The organism is Bacteroides cutis (assembly GCF_900241005.1).
In the GTDB taxonomy this organism is placed as follows: domain Bacteria; phylum Bacteroidota; class Bacteroidia; order Bacteroidales; family Bacteroidaceae; genus Bacteroides; species Bacteroides cutis.
Map to the genome: position 1 here is coordinate 159,698 of NZ_OEST01000007.1, position 17,935 is coordinate 177,632.

Below are 17,935 nucleotides of genomic sequence, written 5' to 3' on the forward strand. Positions count from 1 at the left end.
AGTTGTATGGAGGTTAATCGTAGAAATTCCAGGAGATACCAATCTTGAGCAAACGGGGATTGATAGGATAATGCGGTACCATGAAATAGTTTGCTTTACCCATACCGGCATTTACATGATACATCATGGCAAAGATACGTGTCCGTTTCAGATGCAGGTTAGCATATACGTTGACTATCGGATAACCGCCAATCTCTACCTGATCGTCCGCAGCTTGCAGATGAAATTGCTGGATGGCAGGAGTATAAGCAGGTGCATGATACTTGGTAAAGTATCTCACATCAGCACCCAACTGTACGGTCAGTACTTTCTTTGCCAACTTCGTCAATATATATAAGTTGTGATAAAGCGAAAGTTGGGGCAACGGCAATACTGTTTCATTACTTGACTTTTGCCAAGTCACTTCATTATCCAGATGTAAGATACCCAAACGGAAATCTTGTTTCAAAGTAGCTGATAACACTTGGATATTTCCACTTTCCTGTGTCGGCATTCCACTTTGGTTGAAGTATGTATAATTTTTTATATTTTCAACTCCGGCACGTAGATTGGTTTTCCAACGGTCAATATTCAATTCTCCTTCTACGCGCGTACGGAATTCCTTATCCATATTATAATTATCCCAATAGTAGTGATTGGAGTGATAATGGCGCATATAGAATGAGGGGAGAGTATTGGATACATATCCGCGTGCATAAAAATTCACCGTATCTTTCCATAAACGGAAGTTCAAATCGAAATCGGCATTGATACGGAATTGACCGAGAGCCTTATCCATGATACCGACTTCGCCGTTCACATTATAATGCAAAGTCTTTCCTTGCCGTTTGGCAAGTTCACCGCCTATAAATATTTCCTGTTCATCAAAACGGGTATTCAAAAGTGTATCCATCAGTTCATAACGGCTGAACTTATGTGAAATATAAGCCGTTAATCCCGCTTTGGCATATTTGTTGAAACCTTCAAGCAAAGCGATACCGAAGATATTCTTTACACTGAATGCCGTTGTGGAGTCACGGCTGAAGGTTTCATTGAAAAATGCGTCAGGATATTGTTCCGCTGTTTCTGTGGCAGAAGTAAACTGGTGCCTCGTCCGTTCTACCTTGATAGTATGGATAAAGCTTGTTACAGGTACGAATTCTTCCGTAACAATCGTATCTTTAGCTACCGGAATACTATCATTCACCGGCATGGCTACGGCACCTTGTTTATCTTCAATGGTAGTCGTTTCCCGATTGAACCCCAACCGGTAACGTTGCGTCATATAGACGTAAAAATCTTTATTCCGATTGGCAGTCTGTTCCAATTTGACAGGAATAGTAGTGGACTCATATTCTTTTTTACCTTCCGACATATCTTCTGGTCGTGTGATATACCGGTCGTCTTGTATACCGCCATTCTCATTCATTTTTAACATGAAATTGTTGTATACCGCCTGCATCTGATAACGTTCTCCGATATAACTGGCAAATATTCCTGCATTGAAGTGGGAAGTAGACTGGTTCTGGTAATATCCGCGTCCATACAAATAATCAATGTTGAAACCAAATGCCAGGCGTTTGTTGGCATTTACCGAAAAATAAGATTTGAAACGTTCTTCCCCATTCATCTTGTTTCCCGCTTTATAATAGGTCAGGTTGGTATAAGGTACATTACTATTTGTAAAGTTCACTTGGTCAGGGCGCACAAAAAAGCTGGAAAACGGTTCCATAAAGATAGTCGGTTCATTGCCTTTGCGGTCAAAAAATATGCGCGAGAGTCGTGGCGATCCCAAATTTCCCAGATAATTATAGTGTCCGTACATACCTTCTACCAAGTTGGTGTTTTGGAAATTGAGGTTGGTCGTATCAGCAGGAATTATACTACGGTTACCCAGCGTTTCACTCAAATGCCACATATATAGTTTAGGAGGTATACTTTGGATTTCCGTATTGGTGCTGTCTTCCAGATTATCCGGCAATGTGTTGGGGTCTACCTGATTTCCATATTGGTCACGTCCGGTGGCAGGATCTATCCGGTTGGGCGTATATTGCGCTTGCATACCCAATATACTTATAATAGACAGAAATATATATGTCAGTACAATTCGTCTCATAATTAGGCGCAAAGATACAATAAAATCTTATTCGCTTATGTAATTCAGCCTTTTTTGCTTCTTTTAAAACTCTTGTTTTCTCGGTGTGAATATATAATTATCATTGGCTATATGCCTGTATATTCTATGCCTTTGTTATCTTTGCTACTGTTTCTTTACGTAGTAAGTCGATTTTTAATTTAAAATCTAATAATATAATATGTATATGAGAACACTATCTTTCTTGTTATGCCTATACTTTCTTTGCCCGTTGCTATATGCTCAGGATGCTGAGTTAAAAACTTATCAGGAAGAGTTGACACGCGCTATGAAGTTAAAGAATCGGGATAGTATTGCTGCCGCCTATTGTCATTTAGGAGAATATTATGCTTATCGTCAGTCGGACAGTACCCGGTATTATTGTGATAAAGGTTTGGAATATGCCCGGAGAGATGTAGCTGAACCTTATATCACCTTATTAAATAACCGGGCGGAAACTTACAACGCTTTGGGAGATATGGAGACGGCAATTAATAGTTATCTTCAAGCTCTTAAAGAAGCCGAACGTTTTACCGGAGTTGAGGAAAATGTGATTTCCATACTTACTTCCCTTGGCGTAAGTTATCGTAGAAAGGACATGCCAGACTCTGCATTGATATATTACAACCGGGCATTGGAAAAGCTCGAAGGACGTAAATCCTATGACGAACGTGTACATCTGTTGACGAACATGGCTGTACTTTATGCAAATACCTCGCGCTTGAAAGAGGCTGAAAATTATGTTCGTACTGCGGTGGAAGTTTCAAAGAAGTGCGATGACATGGATATGGTTTTGTATGCTGCATCTACGGCGGGTGGTGTTATGACATTACAAAAAAAATACGAAGAAGCTGCACAAATGCTCTATCCGGCGCTTGCCATGGCACGTAAACAGCGGAAACCTAAATTCGTGCTGAAGAGTATGACTTATTTGTTGAATGTCTATTCCAGAATGAATAATAATGATTCGATTAGCCACTATATGCGAGAGGCGGAAAAAGTGATGGCTGAATTACCCAAGTCTTCGGGCGAGGTATTGGGATATCAGGAAACTCTTTTCAAGATTCTCAATAATATGGGACGTTATCGGGAAAGCCTTGCCATTCAGTACCAGATGCTTGAAGCTATGGATGTCAATGCCCAGACACCGGTTGACAAGCTCTATTTAGAAATGGCACGCAATTATAAAGGGCTGAAAGATTACCTGCATGCCGCCGATTACTATGAAAAAGCATACTGGACGTCTGATAGTCTGCATCAGACAGAAGTAGATGCGGAACTTTCCGAGCTTTCCATGAAGTATGAAAATCAGGTAAAGGCGCTCGAAATAGCACGGCTCACTCAAGAGCAACTGGAACAAAAGGCCAAAACGATGCAATGGGGTATAGTGGCTGCTGTGGCAGTATTTGCATTTTTACTTTTGGCAACTTATTTTGTTTTCCGTCAGAAACGTATCAAAAAAGAAGAAGAGTTGAAACTAGCCAAGAGTTACATTGATGGGTTGGAACGTGAACGTACCCGTTTGGCAAAAGAACTGCATGACGGTGTTTGCAATGATCTGTTGGGCATAGGTATGCAGGTACAATGTATGCAACCTTCGGCGGAGTCAAAACACGAACTTCTGGATTTGTTGGAGCAGGTACGTGGTGATGTACGCTGTATTTCCCATGAACTGATGCCGCCAAAGTTCCAGTATGTTACATTGGCGGAAACCGTAGAATCGTATGTGGAACGTCTGGCAATTCCAGCATCCATGCAACTAACTTTTAGTAAAGAAAGTGATAATGCTGAATGGGAACAGATACCGGAACAGATAGCTTATGAGGTCTATCGTATTTTGCAAGAATTACTGTCCAATATTGTGAAGCACTCCGGTGCGACGGATGTGAATGTAAATCTTTCTTTGAGTAAAAAACAGCTAACTTTACTTATCACCAACAATGGCAAACCATTTCCTGATACCGGAACTACATTTAACGGCATCGGACTTAGTACTATCCAAGAACGCGTCAAGGCTATAGGTGGTGTTCTTTCTGTAAATTATAGGGAGAGCATGCAGCTGTTTGAACTTGAAATACCTTTATTTATTTAGTCGAAAACCATGACACCGGATACTAAAATCACTATTTTTGATGATGCGGGATATTAATAAATGCTTTTTCTTTGCAGCATAATTCAGAACACAAAAATAGATTGATGAAAGAAAAAGATATACGCATTTTGTTGGTAGATGACCACGATTTGGTGCTTCAAGGATTGAAGCGGATAGTGGAATGTTCGTTACCCGAAATCAAGACCGTATGTACAGCTTCATCGGGACGGGAGGCATTGCATTTAATCGCCTCCCAATGCTTTAATCTTTTCTTGTTGGATATGGAATTACCCGATTTATCCGGTTTGGAAATAATCTCACGTATTCGGGAAAAAGACCCTCAGGCACGTATTATCGTGAATACAATGCACGAAGAAATTTGGTTTATAAAGAATCTGATACAGTGTGATGTAGATAGTATTCTATTCAAATCTGTTGATTCGAATAAGATAGCCGAGGCTATTCGCTGTGTACTCGATGGAGGGACTTACTACTGTACTTATGCCGAACAAGTACGCAACCAGATGCGACGTTCGGACGAAGGGCGGCGTGAAGAACTGACGCAACGTGAACTCGATGTATTGAAATGTATCTCCGAAGGCAAAAATACGCAGGAGATAGCTCAGGATTTGTGTGTATCTACCAATACCGTAGATACGCACCGCCGTCATCTGTTGGACAAACTTGATGCAAAGAATGTGGCGGACTTGATAATGACAGCAGTCTCCAGAGGAATTATACCTATCCGTAAATGTTGATGACATTACTCATTTAAAACATATCATTGTTATGAAAAAGTTTACTATTACAATTATCTCCGCAATACTTTGCGGTCTGGTCGTGTTGTCAGCATGTGGCGGTACAAAGAAGAATGTTCAAGATGCTGAAGGTCAAGCGGCAGCCGGGGGGGATACTCCGAGCGGTTACCTGATGCCTGCTATCGCGGCGAACAACTTTTGTGGTGATTTTACTACCATGGCTCCCGAATACGGTTATCTGATGCCCGAAAAGGGCTTGTTCCTTAAGATGCATGACATTAGGGGCGCTTATGGTATTAATATTTACACTTATGTGATGGACGGTGACAACATACAATGTACACCGGGACATTTTGTGAGGATAGTTCCGAGAGGCGGTGATAAGTTGGAAGTCACTATAAAGAAGAGTTCCAAGAATAATACTCCTTCCTTTACTTTTATACCTACTCCCGATTGTGAAAACTCCGCTTATGTGGCTACGGAGAAAGTTGCCGGGAAGTATTACTATCTCTGTGGTGATGCAGAAGCCCGTTATAAGTTCGAAGATTTGTTTGAGGACGAACGTTGTGCGGAGTTCAAGAGTTTGGTGGATAATTACGGTAAATAATTAATAGAATATTAGGCTTTCTCTATACAGCACTAAAAAAAACGGATGATGTATTCACTCAAAATACATCATCCGTTTATAGTAAACGCATCATCTGTTTGGCCCAAACGGATGATGTGTTTTTTATACCTCTTTAATCAGCTCCATACCACGTTTGATAGCCTCTTCGTTCATTGGTATCAAGTGGTGGTGACGTTCAGGGAGTGTCTTCTTCAAGCCTTTGATAACATTCTCCAGTGTCACGATGGGTGCTATTTTCAATAGACCACCCAGCACAATCATGTTGAACGCTTTGGCATTGTTCATTTCATTGGCAGTATCCATGGCGTCGATACGGTATACATGGATATCTTTACGTGTCGGCGGATTGATAATACCGTAGCCGTCATAAATAAGTACACCGCCCGGTTTCACTTTATTTTCGAATTTTTCGAGTGAAGGTTGGTTCAGGATGATGGCTGCATCGTATTTACTGAGAATAGGAGAAGAGATTTTCTCATCGCTCACAATCACTGTTACGTTTGCCGTACCACCGCGTTGTTCAGGTCCGTAAGCGGGCATCCAGCTCACTTCTTTACCTTCCATCAATCCGGAATATGCCAAAATCTTTCCCATGGACAATACACCTTGTCCACCGAAACCTGCTATAATGATTTCTTCTTTCATTGTTCTTCTGTTTTTAGCACCAATTATTTATCTTTCAAGTCACCCAGCGGATAGAATGGGAACATATTCTCTTCCATCCATTTATTGGATTTCTCTGGAGACATTTTCCAGCCGGAGTTACAAGTAGAAACTATTTCCACAAGGTTGGAACCCTTGCCTGCCATTGAATTCTCAAAAGCTTTGCGTATCGCTTTCTTTGCTTTACGGATAGCAGGAACGGTTTCCACGCTTTGGCGGGTGACGTATGCCGTACCCTCCAACTGGGCAGCAATATCGGCAATCTTCAGGGGATAACCATGCAGATGTACATCACGGCCATAAGGACTGGTCGAAGTCTTCATGCCTACGAGTGTAGTCGGAGCCATTTGACCACCTGTCATACCATAGATGGCATTGTTGATGAAGATAATGGTTATATTCTCACCTCTATTCAGTGCATGAATTGTTTCGGCGGTACCGATGCAAGCCAAGTCACCATCTCCTTGGTAACTGAATACCAGACGATCCGGCCAAAGACGTTTGATGGCGGTGGCAAGAGCAGGCGCACGTCCGTGAGCAGCTTCCTGCCAGTCAATATCTATATAGTTATAGATAAACACGGCACATCCTACGGGCGAGATACCTATTGCTTTATCTTCCAGTCCCATTTCTTCGATTACTTCGGCAATCAGTTTATGAACCACACCGTGGCTACATCCCGGACAGTAATGCATGGGATTATCGTTCATTAGAGTCGGTTTTTTAGCAACCAGATTCTCAGGTTTGATAATATCTTCTTTTGTCATAATCACTTCTCCTTATCTGTTGGTGAACCGTATGAAAAATTCCATCAACTTAACGAATATTGCTGCGCCGCAAACGTAGATAAATAGTTTGAAGTCATCTTTTGCAACAAAATAAACAATGATAGCTGCCAAAGCAAGTATCATGAAAAGAATATTTAGTACGGTTCTTATTTTATCAGGATTCATTTCTTTAATTGAGAATTAAAAATTAAAAATTAGAAAATGGAGATAGCTGAGATTTTTTAATTCTCAACTCTCAATTTTTAATTTAGCAAGTGCCACAACAATTTCATCCGGATCGGGCACGATACCACCGAGACGTCCGAAGTGTTCCACCTTCACTTTACCATTTACTGCAAGACGGACGTCTTCAATCATCTGTCCGGCATTCAGTTCGGTAACCAATATACCTTTTACCTTGTCGGCGTATGCGGCGATGGCTTTTGTAGGGAATGGCCACAAGGTGATGGGGCGGAGCATACCTACTTTGATACCTTCTTCGCGAGCCAGTTCCATTGCTTTCTGTCCGATACGTGCCATAGAACCAAAGGCTACAATCAGGTATTCGGCATCTTCACAATGAATTTCTTCAAAACGTACTTCGTTCTCTTCGATTTCTTTGTACTTGGCTTGGAAACGGATATTGTTCTTTTCCATTTCCTCCGGTTTCAGTTCCAGAGAAGTGATGATATTGGGTTTGCGCCCATTAGTTCTACCGGTAGTAGCCCATGGACATTGTTCAATAACCTCAGCATCCGTGCGGCGTGGCTTTTGTGCAGGAAGAACTACTTTTTCCATCATTTGTCCAATCACACCGTCGGCAAGGATGATGGCCGGATTACGATACTTGAAAGCCAGTTCAAAACCAAGACCTACGAAATCTGCCATTTCCTGTACAGAAGCTGGAGCAAGGGCGATAAGGCGATAATCACCGTGACCGCCACCTTTTACGGTCTGAAAATAATCAGCCTGACTAGGCTGAATAGTTCCGAGTCCGGGACCGCCACGCATCACATTTACAATCAAACAAGGCAGTTCGGCACCGGCAATATAAGAGATACCTTCCTGTTTTAAACTTACACCGGGGCTTGATGAGGAGGTCATCACCATCTTTCCGCTTCCGGCACCACCGTATACCATATTAATAGCCGCCACTTCACTTTCTGCCTGGAGCACTACCATACCGGTTGTTTCCCATGGTTTCAGTTCGGCAAGAGTTTCCAATACTTCTGATTGGGGGGTAATAGGATAACCAAAATATCCATCGGCACCGCAACGAATGGCTGCGTGGGCGATGGCTTCGTTTCCTTTCATTAATACAACTTCTTCTGCCATATTCTTCTTATTTATTCTACTTTTACTTTATAAACCGAGATACATCCGTCCGGACATACTGTGGCACACGAGCTACATCCGTTGCAAGTATCTTCCAATATCTGATGGGCATAATTATATCCCTTCACGTTCACCTCTTTGGTGAGGGCTATTACATTGAGCGGACAAGCCACGACACACAGGTTGCAGCCTTTGCAACGCTCGGTGTCCACTACGATTGCTCCTTTGATTTTTGCCATAATTTACGTTTTTTTATTTTATTGATTGTACATATCCTTATTGAAGAAATTCAGAATATCCATTACCATGTTGTAGGCTTGTCGGGCAGGACTGTCAGGATTAAGGTCGATAGCATATTGGTAGTTGTTCAGCGCCTGCTGCCAATTACCCTGTTTGCGGTAAGCATTTCCACGGAGATAATAGGCTTCGTCCTTTCCGGGAAAATCGGATTGTAATATTTTGTCAAGCTGAGGGATAGCTTGCTCTACATTTCCTTGATTGATAAGCTCTTTTATGGTATTCAGTTGCTCCATATCATTCTGAGTTCCGGATTATTGAACTACAAAGATAGTTTTTATTTAAAGACATTAGTCATCTTATCTGCTAAAAATAAGAAAATAGGGGGAATAAAGAAGGGCTTGCAAATGCTGAAAGCACATGTCAAGCCCTTTTTTATATCATACGATACCTCTTTTTACTTTACCGGTATTTTGTCAATTCTCCGTTGATGGCGTCCACCCTCAAACGGGGTGGAGAAGAATTTAGTCATAATTCCATCAGCTTCCTGGTTGGTGATGAAACGTCCTGGCATCACAAGTATGTTAGCGTCATTGTGTTGACGGGCCAGACCGGCTATTTCGGTATTCCAGCATAATGCGGCACGAATGCCCTGATGCTTGTTCAGTGTCATACTGATACCGTTTCCACTTCCACAGATAGCAATACCCGGATAACATTCACCAGATTCTACTGCTTGTGCAAGGGGGTGTGCAAAATCCGGATAATCCACACTTTCGGGAGAATAAGTACCAAAGTCCTTATATTCCAAACCTTTAGCTTCAAGCCATTCTTTTACATATTGTTTCAGAGCATATCCTGCATGGTCACAACAGATTCCGATTGTTTTCATTTATAACATTGCTTTTACTTGTTTATATACATTTTCTGCTGTAAAACCTAATTTCTCGTCCAGTACCTTGTAAGGGGCTGAGAAACCGAATGATTCCAATCCCCAAACTTTACCGTTTACGCCTACAAGACCTTCTAATGTTACAGGCAGACCGGCAGTCAAACCGAATACCTTGGCACCGACAGGAATAATGGTTTCCTGATAACCCGGAGCCTGGCTGCGGAATAAACCTTCGGACGGAGCAGATACGATACGTACTTTTATGCCGTCTTTACGTAACAATTCAGTACCTGCAACTAATGTCGCTACCTCAGAACCTGATGCAACCAGAACAACATCCGGATTTTCATCCGAACCGGCTACGATATAAGCGCCTTTTACTGCTTGTCCATAATCGTTACCGGTCGGCAGGTTGGCAATGTTCTGACGGGAGAAAATCAATGCGGTAGGAGTGGCCATATTTTCCATGGCGAGTTTCCAGGCTATAGTAGTCTCTTCTGCATCTGCCGGGCGAAGTACCAGCATGGAATTACGCCCTTTGTGATTCTTCATCTTTTCCATCAGGCGGATTTGAGCTTCCTGTTCTACCGGTTCATGGGTAGGACCGTCTTCGCCTACACGGAATGCATCGTGTGTCCAGATGAATTTAATGGGTACTTCCATCAAAGCTGCCATGCGTATGGCGGGTTTCATATAGTCGGAGAATACGAAGAATGTTCCGCAAGCGGGGATGATCCCCCCGTGGAGTGACATACCGATACAGCAACAAGCCATCGTCAGCTCGGAAACACCGGCTTGGAAGAAAGCACCGCTGAAATCACCTTTTTTGAAAGCGTGAGTCTTTTTCAGGAAACCGTCTGTCTTGTCCGAATTGGAAAGGTCGGCAGAAGCCACTACCATGTTTCCTACTTGCTCGGCAAGAGCACCGAGTACGGTAGCAGATGCGGCACGTGTAGCTACATTGGCTTTTTGTTCAATGGAAGCCCAGTCCACTTCAGGAACTTTACCCGAGAAGAACAGCTCCAGTTTAGCAGCTAATTCGGGATTGGCTTTCGTCCATGCCGCTTTTACAGCATATTTTTCTGTCATGATCTTTTTCAGCTCTACGGCACGTTTGGCATATAATTCTGCTACTTCGGGGAAGATAACGAAAGGGTTTGTAGGGTCTCCACCCAAATTCTTGATAGTGTTGACATAAGCATCACCACCCAAAGGAGCACCATGAGTGGCGCAACTGGCTTCGTAACTGCTTCCATCCGCTTTACGGGCACCTTTACCCATTATGGTGTGGCCGATTATCAAAGTCGGACGTTCGTTTTCTGCTTTAGCTGCGTTAAGAGCACCGCGAATGGCATCCGGATCATTACCGTCAATTGTAATGACTTTCCAACCCCAGGCTTCGTATTTTTTTGCAGTATCTTCGATCGTTACATCTCTTGTTTCAGTAGAAAGCTGGATGTCATTGGCATCATAGAACATGATGAGGTTATCCAGTCCCAACGCACCGGCAATACGGCCGGCACCTTGTGAAATTTCTTCCTGAATACCGCCGTCGGATATATATGCATAAATTGTCTGGTTCATTACCTCATTGAAACGTGCTTTCATGAACTTGGCGGCAATGGCAGCTCCTACGGCATAAGTATGTCCCTGTCCCAGCGGACCGGAGGTGTTTTCGATGCCACGCATAATATCACGTTCGGGATGTCCCGGCGTAGGACTTCCCCATTGACGGAATTCCTTCAATTCATCCAGCGTGAACTTGCCGGCCAGTGCCAATGTAGAATAAAGCATCGGTGACATGTGTCCCGGATCAAGGAAGAAGCGGTCACGGCCTTCCCATGCCGGATTTTCGGGATCGTATACTAGAAACTCCGAATAGAGTACATTTACAAAGTCAGCACCACCCATGGCACCGCCGGGGTGTCCGGAATTGGCCTTCTCAACCATTGAAGCAGCAAGAATACGGATATTGTCCGCTGCACGGTTCATAAGTTTGTTGTCGTTCATATCTTTAATCGTTTAATATATTCTCATTGGAACTTTCACATGGCAAAGATAATTCTTTATACGTAAATTTCCTCATGAATAAAGTGTCTTTTTAGTAACATACAGAAAAAGCACTTTTCTACAAACGAGAAAAGTGCTTCCATTGTTTATGAAAAAAGAATGAAGTTTTATTCTAATCTGCGTGCACCGTCACCAATGATTACATCATAAACTTTCGGGCTTCTACCGAATTTCTTCTTGAATTCATCTTTTGCTCTTTCAATAAATGTACTGTAAAGCTCATCTTTTACCAGATTGATGGTACAACCGCCAAAACCGCCACCCATTACGCGTGAACCGGTCACGCCACAGTCAAAGGCAAGGTCGTTGAGGAAGTCGAGTTCTTCGCAGCTTACTTCATACAACTTACTCATACCGTGGTGGGTTTCGTACATCTTTTGGCCTACAGTTTCGTAATCATCTTTCTCCAAAGCATCACAAACATCGAGCACACGCTGGATTTCTTCGATTACATATTCTGCACGCATATAATCTTCTGCGCTGATATCGGCTTTAGCTTCCTCCAGCATTTCCATGGTACAGTCACGTAAGAATTCTACATGGGGATGTTTTCTCTGTATGGCAGCAACCGCAGCTTCGCAACTTTGGCGACGTTTGTTATAGGCAGAAGAAGCCAATTCATGTTTTACAACGGAGTCTACCAATACCAGACGGTATCCCTTCGGGTTGAACGGGAAGTATTGATATTCCAGTGAACGGCAATCCAGACGGATCAGGCTGCCTTGCTTTCCGAATACGGATGCAAATTGATCCATGATACCGCAGTTCACGCCACAGTAATTATGCTCGGTAGCTTGTCCTACTTTCGCCAATTCGAATTTGTCAATTTTGTTCTCACCGAACAGGTCATTTATAGCGTATGCGTATGTACTTTCCAATGCGGCGGAAGAAGACATACCGGCTCCCAGAGGTACATCACCTGCAAAAGCGGTATTGAAACCTTTCACTTCTACACCACGCTTAATCATTTCACGGCATACACCGAAAATATATCTTGCCCAGCTGGCACGCGGGGCGTCTTCTTCATTCAAACCAAACTCCACATAATCTTTCAAATCGATGGAATAAGCTTTTACTGTGTTTGTGCCATTAGGTTTAATTTCTGCAATCATGCCCTTGTCGATTGCTCCGGGAAATACAAAACCACCGTTATAGTCAGTGTGTTCACCGATAAGGTTGATGCGACCCGGAGAAGCATATACAGCTCCCGTTGTTCCGTCAAAATGTTTGATGAAACGGCTTCTTACGTATTCTATATCCATGATACTAATATATTAAGGTGAATAATTATATTCTTGATTATTTCTTTGAACTGTCAATTCTTGAACCTACCAAAGCGTAGAACAGGATATAACCGGCACAGAAGAGAACTACCCAATAGCTGGTCATATAATCGGTAAGGTCAGCCAACCAACCTTGGATAGCTACCATGACAGCGCAACCGAATACCATTGTCATGAAAATACCACTGGCAATAGCCGTGTATTTACCAAGGCCTTCAACTGCCATATTGAAAATACCACCCCACATCACACTGGTGCAGAGCCCAACCAGCAAGAAAGCGAATATTCCTACAGGAACTTCCGCCCAAATAAGTTCTAATTGAGCCCAGTCGATACCCGGAACATTTACTGTGATATCTGTAGGCGCAAACATACCGAATGCCACAAGTATAAGGCTGGCACTGGCAACTACCGTAATCATTTTTCTACTTGAAATCTTACCGGCAATGGTACCACCAACCAAACGGCCTACGAGCATCATCAACCAATAAACGGCAACAATAAGACCTACAATGCTGGCATCCATACCCAAACCGGGAGTAGCTGCGTCAGGCGCTGAAGAAAGATATTGGAGGATGTAAGTCGGTGTTCCTACTTCAACACCCATATACAGGAAGATAGCGATAATACCGAGAACGAAGTGGCGATATTTCATGGCACCTTTGATAAGCGTGGTGTCAACCGGAGCTTGTTCGGGTTCTTCAATCTTGGTGAAGAAGATTACGATGAAACCGATGATGAAGATTGCAAGCGCAATCATCAATGCAGGTGTAGCATCGGCAATGTGTGCTTTAGCGGCATCACCAATCAAGGCACCCATAATGATATATACGGCTACGGCAGCAGTACTGTTGAACACGCCACCGATCTGGATGAGCTGGTTTCCTTTGTTTCCACCGCCACCGAGGAGGTTCAGCATAGGATTGACTACACAATTGAGGATACACATTGTGAAACCACTGATGAAGGCACCGATCAGATAAACCAAAAAAGCGCTTTCTTTACCCACGTGTCCACTCAACCATTGCACGAGAATACCGATAATTCCCACGAACAGACCGATAAGTGCAGTTTTCTTATAACCGAACTTGGCGATGAGCATACCGGCAGGAATACCCATAACAAGATATGCGATAAAGTTTCCATAGTTACCAATTTGTGCAAGTACGTTACTGGCCCCGAAATCATTCTTTACAATCACTGCCATTGGTGAACAAAGGTTAGTAACGAATGCAATCATAGCGAAGAGTGCAATCATGATAATGATAGCTCCCCATTGTTTTTTTTGTTGACTCATGTTTTTGTAGATATTAAATTATTAATTTTCTGTGTTTTATTTATTCCTCCACACCAAACTTATAGATGGTTATCTGTTGATATTCATCGCCCGGAAGCAATACTGCCGAGGGGAAGTGAGCTTTATTCGGGGTGTCAGGGAAACATTGGGCTTCAAAACATACTGCGCTTCTTGCAGGGAATGTGGCACCGTGTGCACCGGTAAAACCACCTAACCAGTTGCCTGTGTAAAGTTGTACACCGTTCTCTGTGGTGTAAACTTCCATTGTTCGGCCACTGACGGGGTCAGTACAAGTCGCGGCAAGGCTCAGTTCGCCACTTTCCGTTTTATTCAGTACATAGCAATGATCATATCCGGTTCCGTTCACCAATTGCTGGAATTTGTCATCGATACGTTCACCGATTGTATGCGGAGTACGGAAATCCATCGGCGTACCTTCCACTTTCAAAATTTCTCCGGTGGGGATAGATACCTCGTCAATGGGTACATAAAAATCAGCATTGATGGTAACGATATTATTCAGAACGGTAGGAGAGGGGTTTGCAATACCTGCAAGATTGAAAAAACCGTGATTGGTCAGGTTGACAACAGTAGCTTTGTCGGTAGTGGCCCGGTATTCTATAACCAGAGCGTTGGTCTCGTTTTCCAGACGATACGTCATTTCCACTTCCAGATTGCCGGGGAAACCTTCTTCGCCATCGGCAGAGGTATAGTTGAAAATGACGGTTGACTCATCGGGTTGCGTGGCATCCCAAACACGTGCATGAAAGCCGGTAGGACCGCCATGCAATGAATTGGGGCCGTTATTGATTGTCAACTGATGTTCTTCGCCGTATAAAGTGAATTTTCCTTTAGCAATGCGGTTGCCGTAGCGTCCGATAGTAGTATTCAGGAAAGGTTCGGGACTGTTGATTACGTTGTCTATACTGTCATGTCCCAGAATTACGTTGGCATATTTCCCATTTTTGTCAGGTACCATTATCGAAAGAATTGCACAACCGTAGTTGGTAACTGCCACTTCCATTCCCTGGGCATTTTTAAGGATAAACAAATCTGTTTTTTTGTTATTTATATCCTTTTGAAAGTCTTTTTTGTCCAATTCGGACAAATTGCTTTCTGTTGGAGTAGTGTTTATCATAACATGGTATTATTTAAATTTCTTGCAAATAAAAAGAAATTCTTTTGTTCCCCCAAGTAAATGAGAGGAAATGTGAAGAACATTTTAGGAAAGTTTAGCGTTTAACAAATGGAAGACAAATTGATATTTTTTGTATGTTTGTCGCGTTAATCTAAAAAAGTATTGTATCAATTTCGAATTGTACTAATTAAAAACAACGAATGTATCCTCTAAAATTTGAGCCCATTTTGAAGCAGACGCTTTGGGGGGGCGACAAGATTATTCCATTCAAACACTTGAATGAAAGCTTGCCGAATGTAGGTGAGAGTTGGGAAGTTTCAGCAGTAGAAGATAGTGAATCTGTCGTAGCCAATGGTTCGGATAAAGGATTGACTTTGCCTGAAATGGTTCGTAAATACAGGGAAGAATTGGTGGGTGAAGCCAATTATGCACGTTTTGGCAACAAGTTTCCTCTGTTGATAAAATTTATTGATGCTAAATTGGATTTATCTATTCAGGTACATCCGGGTGATGAGTTGGCAAAGAAACGTCATAACAGTTTCGGTAAAAATGAAATGTGGTATGTGATTGCTGCGGACAAAGGTGCCAAATTAATTTCCGGTTTTGCCGAACAGATTACTCCGAAAGAGTATAAAGAGAGAGTTTATAATGGAACTTTTGCAGAAGTTCTCCAGACTTGTGCCATCCAGCCGGGGGATGTATTTTATGTTCCGGCAGGTCGTGTGCATGGGATAGGTGCCGGTGCATTTGTAGCGGAAATTCAACAAACTTCGGATATCACTTATCGTATTTTTGATTATAATCGTAAGGATAAAGACGGTAAGTCCCGTGAACTGCATACCAGCCAGGCTATCGAAGCCATTAATTTTACCGATGTACAGGATGATTTCCGTACTGCATACGAGCATATAGAGAATGAACCTGTTGAAATGGTAGCAAGCCCTTATTTCACAACGTCTATATATGATATGACGGAAGAAATTACTTGCGACTATTCTGAGTTGGATTCCTTCGTCATTTTTATCTGTGTGGAAGGTGCATGCCGTTTGACGGATGACAACCGGAATGAAGTCACCCTGCGTGCCGGTGAAACAGTTCTGTTGCCTGCTGCCACTCAAGAAGTGACAATTGTTCCGGAAGGCGGCAGTGTGAAGCTTTTAGAAACTTATGTATAAGTTTATTTCCTTGTTTTGATGAAGTTAACTTACTTAGCTTTATGAAGTTAACTAAGCAGACTGCAATAAGTTAACATCCTTCTATCAATGAAGTTAACATCGTGAATGGAACGATGTTAACTTCATTTTTCTATGAATAGGAAACGTCCCTCTCACCGCCGGAAATTTATTTTCGCAACACTCTTATCCTGCGGCTCTTTTCTTTCTTTCCTTCACTAATGCTGCAATCAGGTATTTTCCTTTTGCCGCCACTTCGCTCCACCTTGTGCCGTGTATCACCTGCCAAACGTATCCTCGCAGCCTGCCGTAATCTGACAGCCTGAGTATCGCGTTTGCCTCTTCCGGGTTGGTGATACGCATTTGCTGCAGAGTGAACATCAGCCCGTCATAGTTGTGAGTCTGCTTGTTGTAGGCGTACTCCGGAGGCGTCAAAAAAGAATTCTCGCCGGGACTCCTTCCCTCTATTTCTGCTTTAGTTTCCTTTACTTTACTTTGTTCTGAATTGTCTGCATTTTCGGTGAAAATGTCGACAGGCTGCATGCAATTTTCTTCATTTAGCATACGGTTCGCACTGCTTTGCCCTTGTCTTTCGATGTTTTGTTCCTGTCTTTCGGTGCTTTGTTCAGAATTTCCCGTAATCTGAGCTGCGTTTCCTTCTCCTGCCTTGTGTGCAAAAAGCGTGCACTGCTCCTTGTCCCACATCAGGTAATACCCCTTCTCCTTATGCAGCTTGCAGAGCAGCTTCATTACTGCCCCCACGCCTGCCAGTCCGTATTTCGCCTCCACCAGTTCTATTGGTGTGTCCTCAAAGAAACTCACGTTCAACGGGAAATACATAATCCCCCCATAATTCATCGCCATACTTTCACTCCTTTCATTCTTTCATTTTCTCAGCAAATCGGTCTCCACTCCAAGAAATTCTCCAATTGGAAGTTCCTCCATTTCTGCAAGTCCACATCCCAATACACAATGGTTCCCGTCACTCTCATGATGTCATACTCCTTTTGGAACATGGTCTGGTATGGCAGCAGCGTCGCCTTTACGAACTTGAACGTCCCGTCCTGCTTGTGGTACGCAATAAGCGCATACCCATACTGCATGTGGTCCAACAAGCTTTCAATGCGCCCTGTCATCCATTCGGCGCATTCTTCCGAATGCCCCTTTTCCAACATGATACGGATTTTCCACAGATTTCTTAATGCTTCGTGAAGTGAAGCCGCCTTTTTCTTTTTCATGATTTCTCTGATTAAATAATTAATAAACAGTATTTAAATTCCGTTCAGCATGTGTTGTGGTCACTGCATAAAAAAAGATGCCGGCTCATTTTGAAAAAGCGGCATCTTTTTATGGGTGTGACTCAATCCTTGCTAAAGCGCAGCAAAGATACGGGTCGTTCATGACAGGTTGTCCACCGATATTACCCGGCGGGTTTATTACTGGTTAATGTTACTTATTTTTATTGTTTTTGGATGGTTTTCTCTTGGATT

At 42.8% G+C, this 17,935-nt stretch carries 17 protein-coding genes; 4 read left to right on the forward strand and 13 right to left on the reverse strand.

All coding sequences use genetic code 11. From position 1 onward, the window contains the following. Positions 1-13: 13 nt before the first annotated feature. Positions 14-2,095, reverse strand: a complete 2,082-nt coding sequence (locus tag C1A09_RS14295; RefSeq protein ID WP_101545391.1) for a putative porin — start codon at positions 2,093-2,095, stop codon at positions 14-16. Positions 2,096-2,300: 205 nt separating this feature from the next. Between C1A09_RS14295 and C1A09_RS14300 the strand changes: the two genes are divergently transcribed. The 3 genes from C1A09_RS14300 to C1A09_RS14310 all read left to right on the forward strand — a co-directional run bounded on the left by C1A09_RS14300 (position 2,301) and on the right by C1A09_RS14310 (position 5,570). Further along, on the forward strand, positions 2,301-4,205 hold the full coding sequence (locus C1A09_RS14300; RefSeq protein ID WP_101545555.1) for an ATP-binding protein: 1,905 nt from the start codon (positions 2,301-2,303) through the stop codon (positions 4,203-4,205). Positions 4,206-4,309: 104 nt separating this feature from the next. Then, on the forward strand, positions 4,310-4,963 hold the full coding sequence (locus C1A09_RS14305; RefSeq protein ID WP_101545393.1) for a response regulator transcription factor: 654 nt from the start codon (positions 4,310-4,312) through the stop codon (positions 4,961-4,963). 31 nt (positions 4,964-4,994) lie between these two features. Continuing rightward, on the forward strand, positions 4,995-5,570 hold the full coding sequence (locus C1A09_RS14310) for a hypothetical protein (RefSeq protein WP_101545395.1): 576 nt from the start codon (positions 4,995-4,997) through the stop codon (positions 5,568-5,570). A 123-nt stretch (positions 5,571-5,693) separates the two neighbouring features. Here the strand turns inward: C1A09_RS14310 and C1A09_RS14315 are convergent, their stop codons facing one another. The 10 genes from C1A09_RS14315 to C1A09_RS14365 form a co-directional block, all read right to left on the reverse strand. After that, on the reverse strand, positions 5,694-6,236 hold the full coding sequence (locus C1A09_RS14315; protein ID WP_101545397.1) for a 2-oxoacid:ferredoxin oxidoreductase subunit gamma family protein: 543 nt from the start codon (positions 6,234-6,236) through the stop codon (positions 5,694-5,696). Positions 6,237-6,259: 23 nt separating this feature from the next. Further along, entirely contained in the window at positions 6,260-7,021 is a 762-nt protein-coding gene (locus C1A09_RS14320; protein ID WP_101545399.1) for a thiamine pyrophosphate-dependent enzyme, read from the reverse strand. 249 nt (positions 7,022-7,270) lie between these two features. Further along, a complete protein-coding gene (locus C1A09_RS14330) occupies positions 7,271-8,356 on the reverse strand; it encodes a 3-methyl-2-oxobutanoate dehydrogenase subunit VorB (protein WP_101545403.1) in 1,086 nt (361 codons plus the stop codon). A gap of 11 nt (positions 8,357-8,367) precedes the next feature. Continuing rightward, positions 8,368-8,595, reverse strand: a complete 228-nt coding sequence (locus tag C1A09_RS14335) for a 4Fe-4S dicluster domain-containing protein (protein WP_004289820.1) — start codon at positions 8,593-8,595, stop codon at positions 8,368-8,370. Between the two features lie 18 nt (positions 8,596-8,613). After that, positions 8,614-8,889, reverse strand: coding sequence for a tetratricopeptide repeat protein (locus C1A09_RS14340; RefSeq protein WP_101545406.1), 276 nt, complete (start codon positions 8,887-8,889; stop codon positions 8,614-8,616). A gap of 161 nt (positions 8,890-9,050) precedes the next feature. After that, positions 9,051-9,485: a ribose 5-phosphate isomerase B gene (rpiB, locus tag C1A09_RS14345; protein WP_101545408.1), complete on the reverse strand. Its 435-nt coding sequence runs from the start codon at positions 9,483-9,485 to the stop codon at positions 9,051-9,053. Continuing rightward, complete coding sequence (locus C1A09_RS14350; RefSeq protein WP_101545410.1) at positions 9,486-11,495, reverse strand: transketolase family protein; 2,010 nt, start codon at positions 11,493-11,495, stop codon at positions 9,486-9,488. A gap of 167 nt (positions 11,496-11,662) precedes the next feature. After that, positions 11,663-12,817, reverse strand: a complete 1,155-nt coding sequence (galK, locus tag C1A09_RS14355) for a galactokinase (protein WP_101545413.1) — start codon at positions 12,815-12,817, stop codon at positions 11,663-11,665. A gap of 37 nt (positions 12,818-12,854) precedes the next feature. Continuing rightward, positions 12,855-14,135, reverse strand: coding sequence for an MFS transporter (locus tag C1A09_RS14360; protein WP_101545416.1), 1,281 nt, complete (start codon positions 14,133-14,135; stop codon positions 12,855-12,857). 40 nt (positions 14,136-14,175) lie between these two features. Further along, a complete protein-coding gene (locus C1A09_RS14365; RefSeq protein ID WP_101545419.1) occupies positions 14,176-15,273 on the reverse strand; it encodes an aldose epimerase family protein in 1,098 nt (365 codons plus the stop codon). Positions 15,274-15,473: 200 nt separating this feature from the next. Here C1A09_RS14365 and C1A09_RS14370 point away from each other — a divergent pair, with 200 nt between their 5' ends. After that, entirely contained in the window at positions 15,474-16,448 is a 975-nt protein-coding gene (locus C1A09_RS14370) for a type I phosphomannose isomerase catalytic subunit (RefSeq protein ID WP_101545421.1), read from the forward strand. Positions 16,449-16,631: 183 nt separating this feature from the next. Here the strand turns inward: C1A09_RS14370 and C1A09_RS14375 are convergent, their stop codons facing one another. Both C1A09_RS14375 and C1A09_RS14380 read right to left on the reverse strand, forming a co-directional pair. After that, on the reverse strand, positions 16,632-17,309 hold the full coding sequence (locus tag C1A09_RS14375; protein WP_101545424.1) for a DUF4373 domain-containing protein: 678 nt from the start codon (positions 17,307-17,309) through the stop codon (positions 16,632-16,634). A 29-nt stretch (positions 17,310-17,338) separates the two neighbouring features. Continuing rightward, positions 17,339-17,683, reverse strand: a complete 345-nt coding sequence (locus C1A09_RS14380; protein ID WP_101545426.1) for an SH3 beta-barrel fold-containing protein — start codon at positions 17,681-17,683, stop codon at positions 17,339-17,341. Between the last annotated feature and the right edge of the window lie 252 nt (positions 17,684-17,935).

What these genes read in the sequence shown, in the direction of transcription:
- C1A09_RS14295 (WP_101545391.1), bottom strand. Translation starts at nt 2,095, where the DNA reads ATGAGACGAATTGTACTGACATATATATTTCTGTCTATTATAAGTATA.
- C1A09_RS14300 (WP_101545555.1), top strand. Translation starts at nt 2,301, where the DNA reads ATGAGAACACTATCTTTCTTGTTATGCCTATACTTTCTTTGCCCGTTG.
- C1A09_RS14305 (WP_101545393.1), top strand. Translation starts at nt 4,310, where the DNA reads ATGAAAGAAAAAGATATACGCATTTTGTTGGTAGATGACCACGATTTG.
- C1A09_RS14310 (WP_101545395.1), top strand. Translation starts at nt 4,995, where the DNA reads ATGAAAAAGTTTACTATTACAATTATCTCCGCAATACTTTGCGGTCTG.
- C1A09_RS14315 (WP_101545397.1), bottom strand. Translation starts at nt 6,236, where the DNA reads ATGAAAGAAGAAATCATTATAGCAGGTTTCGGTGGACAAGGTGTATTG.
- C1A09_RS14320 (WP_101545399.1), bottom strand. Translation starts at nt 7,021, where the DNA reads ATGACAAAAGAAGATATTATCAAACCTGAGAATCTGGTTGCTAAAAAA.
- C1A09_RS14330 (WP_101545403.1), bottom strand. Translation starts at nt 8,356, where the DNA reads ATGGCAGAAGAAGTTGTATTAATGAAAGGAAACGAAGCCATCGCCCAC.
- C1A09_RS14335 (WP_004289820.1), bottom strand. Translation starts at nt 8,595, where the DNA reads ATGGCAAAAATCAAAGGAGCAATCGTAGTGGACACCGAGCGTTGCAAA.
- C1A09_RS14340 (WP_101545406.1), bottom strand. Translation starts at nt 8,889, where the DNA reads ATGGAGCAACTGAATACCATAAAAGAGCTTATCAATCAAGGAAATGTA.
- rpiB (WP_101545408.1), bottom strand. Translation starts at nt 9,485, where the DNA reads ATGAAAACAATCGGAATCTGTTGTGACCATGCAGGATATGCTCTGAAA.
- C1A09_RS14350 (WP_101545410.1), bottom strand. Translation starts at nt 11,495, where the DNA reads ATGAACGACAACAAACTTATGAACCGTGCAGCGGACAATATCCGTATT.
- galK (WP_101545413.1), bottom strand. Translation starts at nt 12,817, where the DNA reads ATGGATATAGAATACGTAAGAAGCCGTTTCATCAAACATTTTGACGGA.
- C1A09_RS14360 (WP_101545416.1), bottom strand. Translation starts at nt 14,135, where the DNA reads ATGAGTCAACAAAAAAAACAATGGGGAGCTATCATTATCATGATTGCA.
- C1A09_RS14365 (WP_101545419.1), bottom strand. Translation starts at nt 15,273, where the DNA reads ATGATAAACACTACTCCAACAGAAAGCAATTTGTCCGAATTGGACAAA.
- C1A09_RS14370 (WP_101545421.1), top strand. Translation starts at nt 15,474, where the DNA reads ATGTATCCTCTAAAATTTGAGCCCATTTTGAAGCAGACGCTTTGGGGG.
- C1A09_RS14375 (WP_101545424.1), bottom strand. Translation starts at nt 17,309, where the DNA reads ATGGCGATGAATTATGGGGGGATTATGTATTTCCCGTTGAACGTGAGT.
- C1A09_RS14380 (WP_101545426.1), bottom strand. Translation starts at nt 17,683, where the DNA reads ATGAAAAAGAAAAAGGCGGCTTCACTTCACGAAGCATTAAGAAATCTG.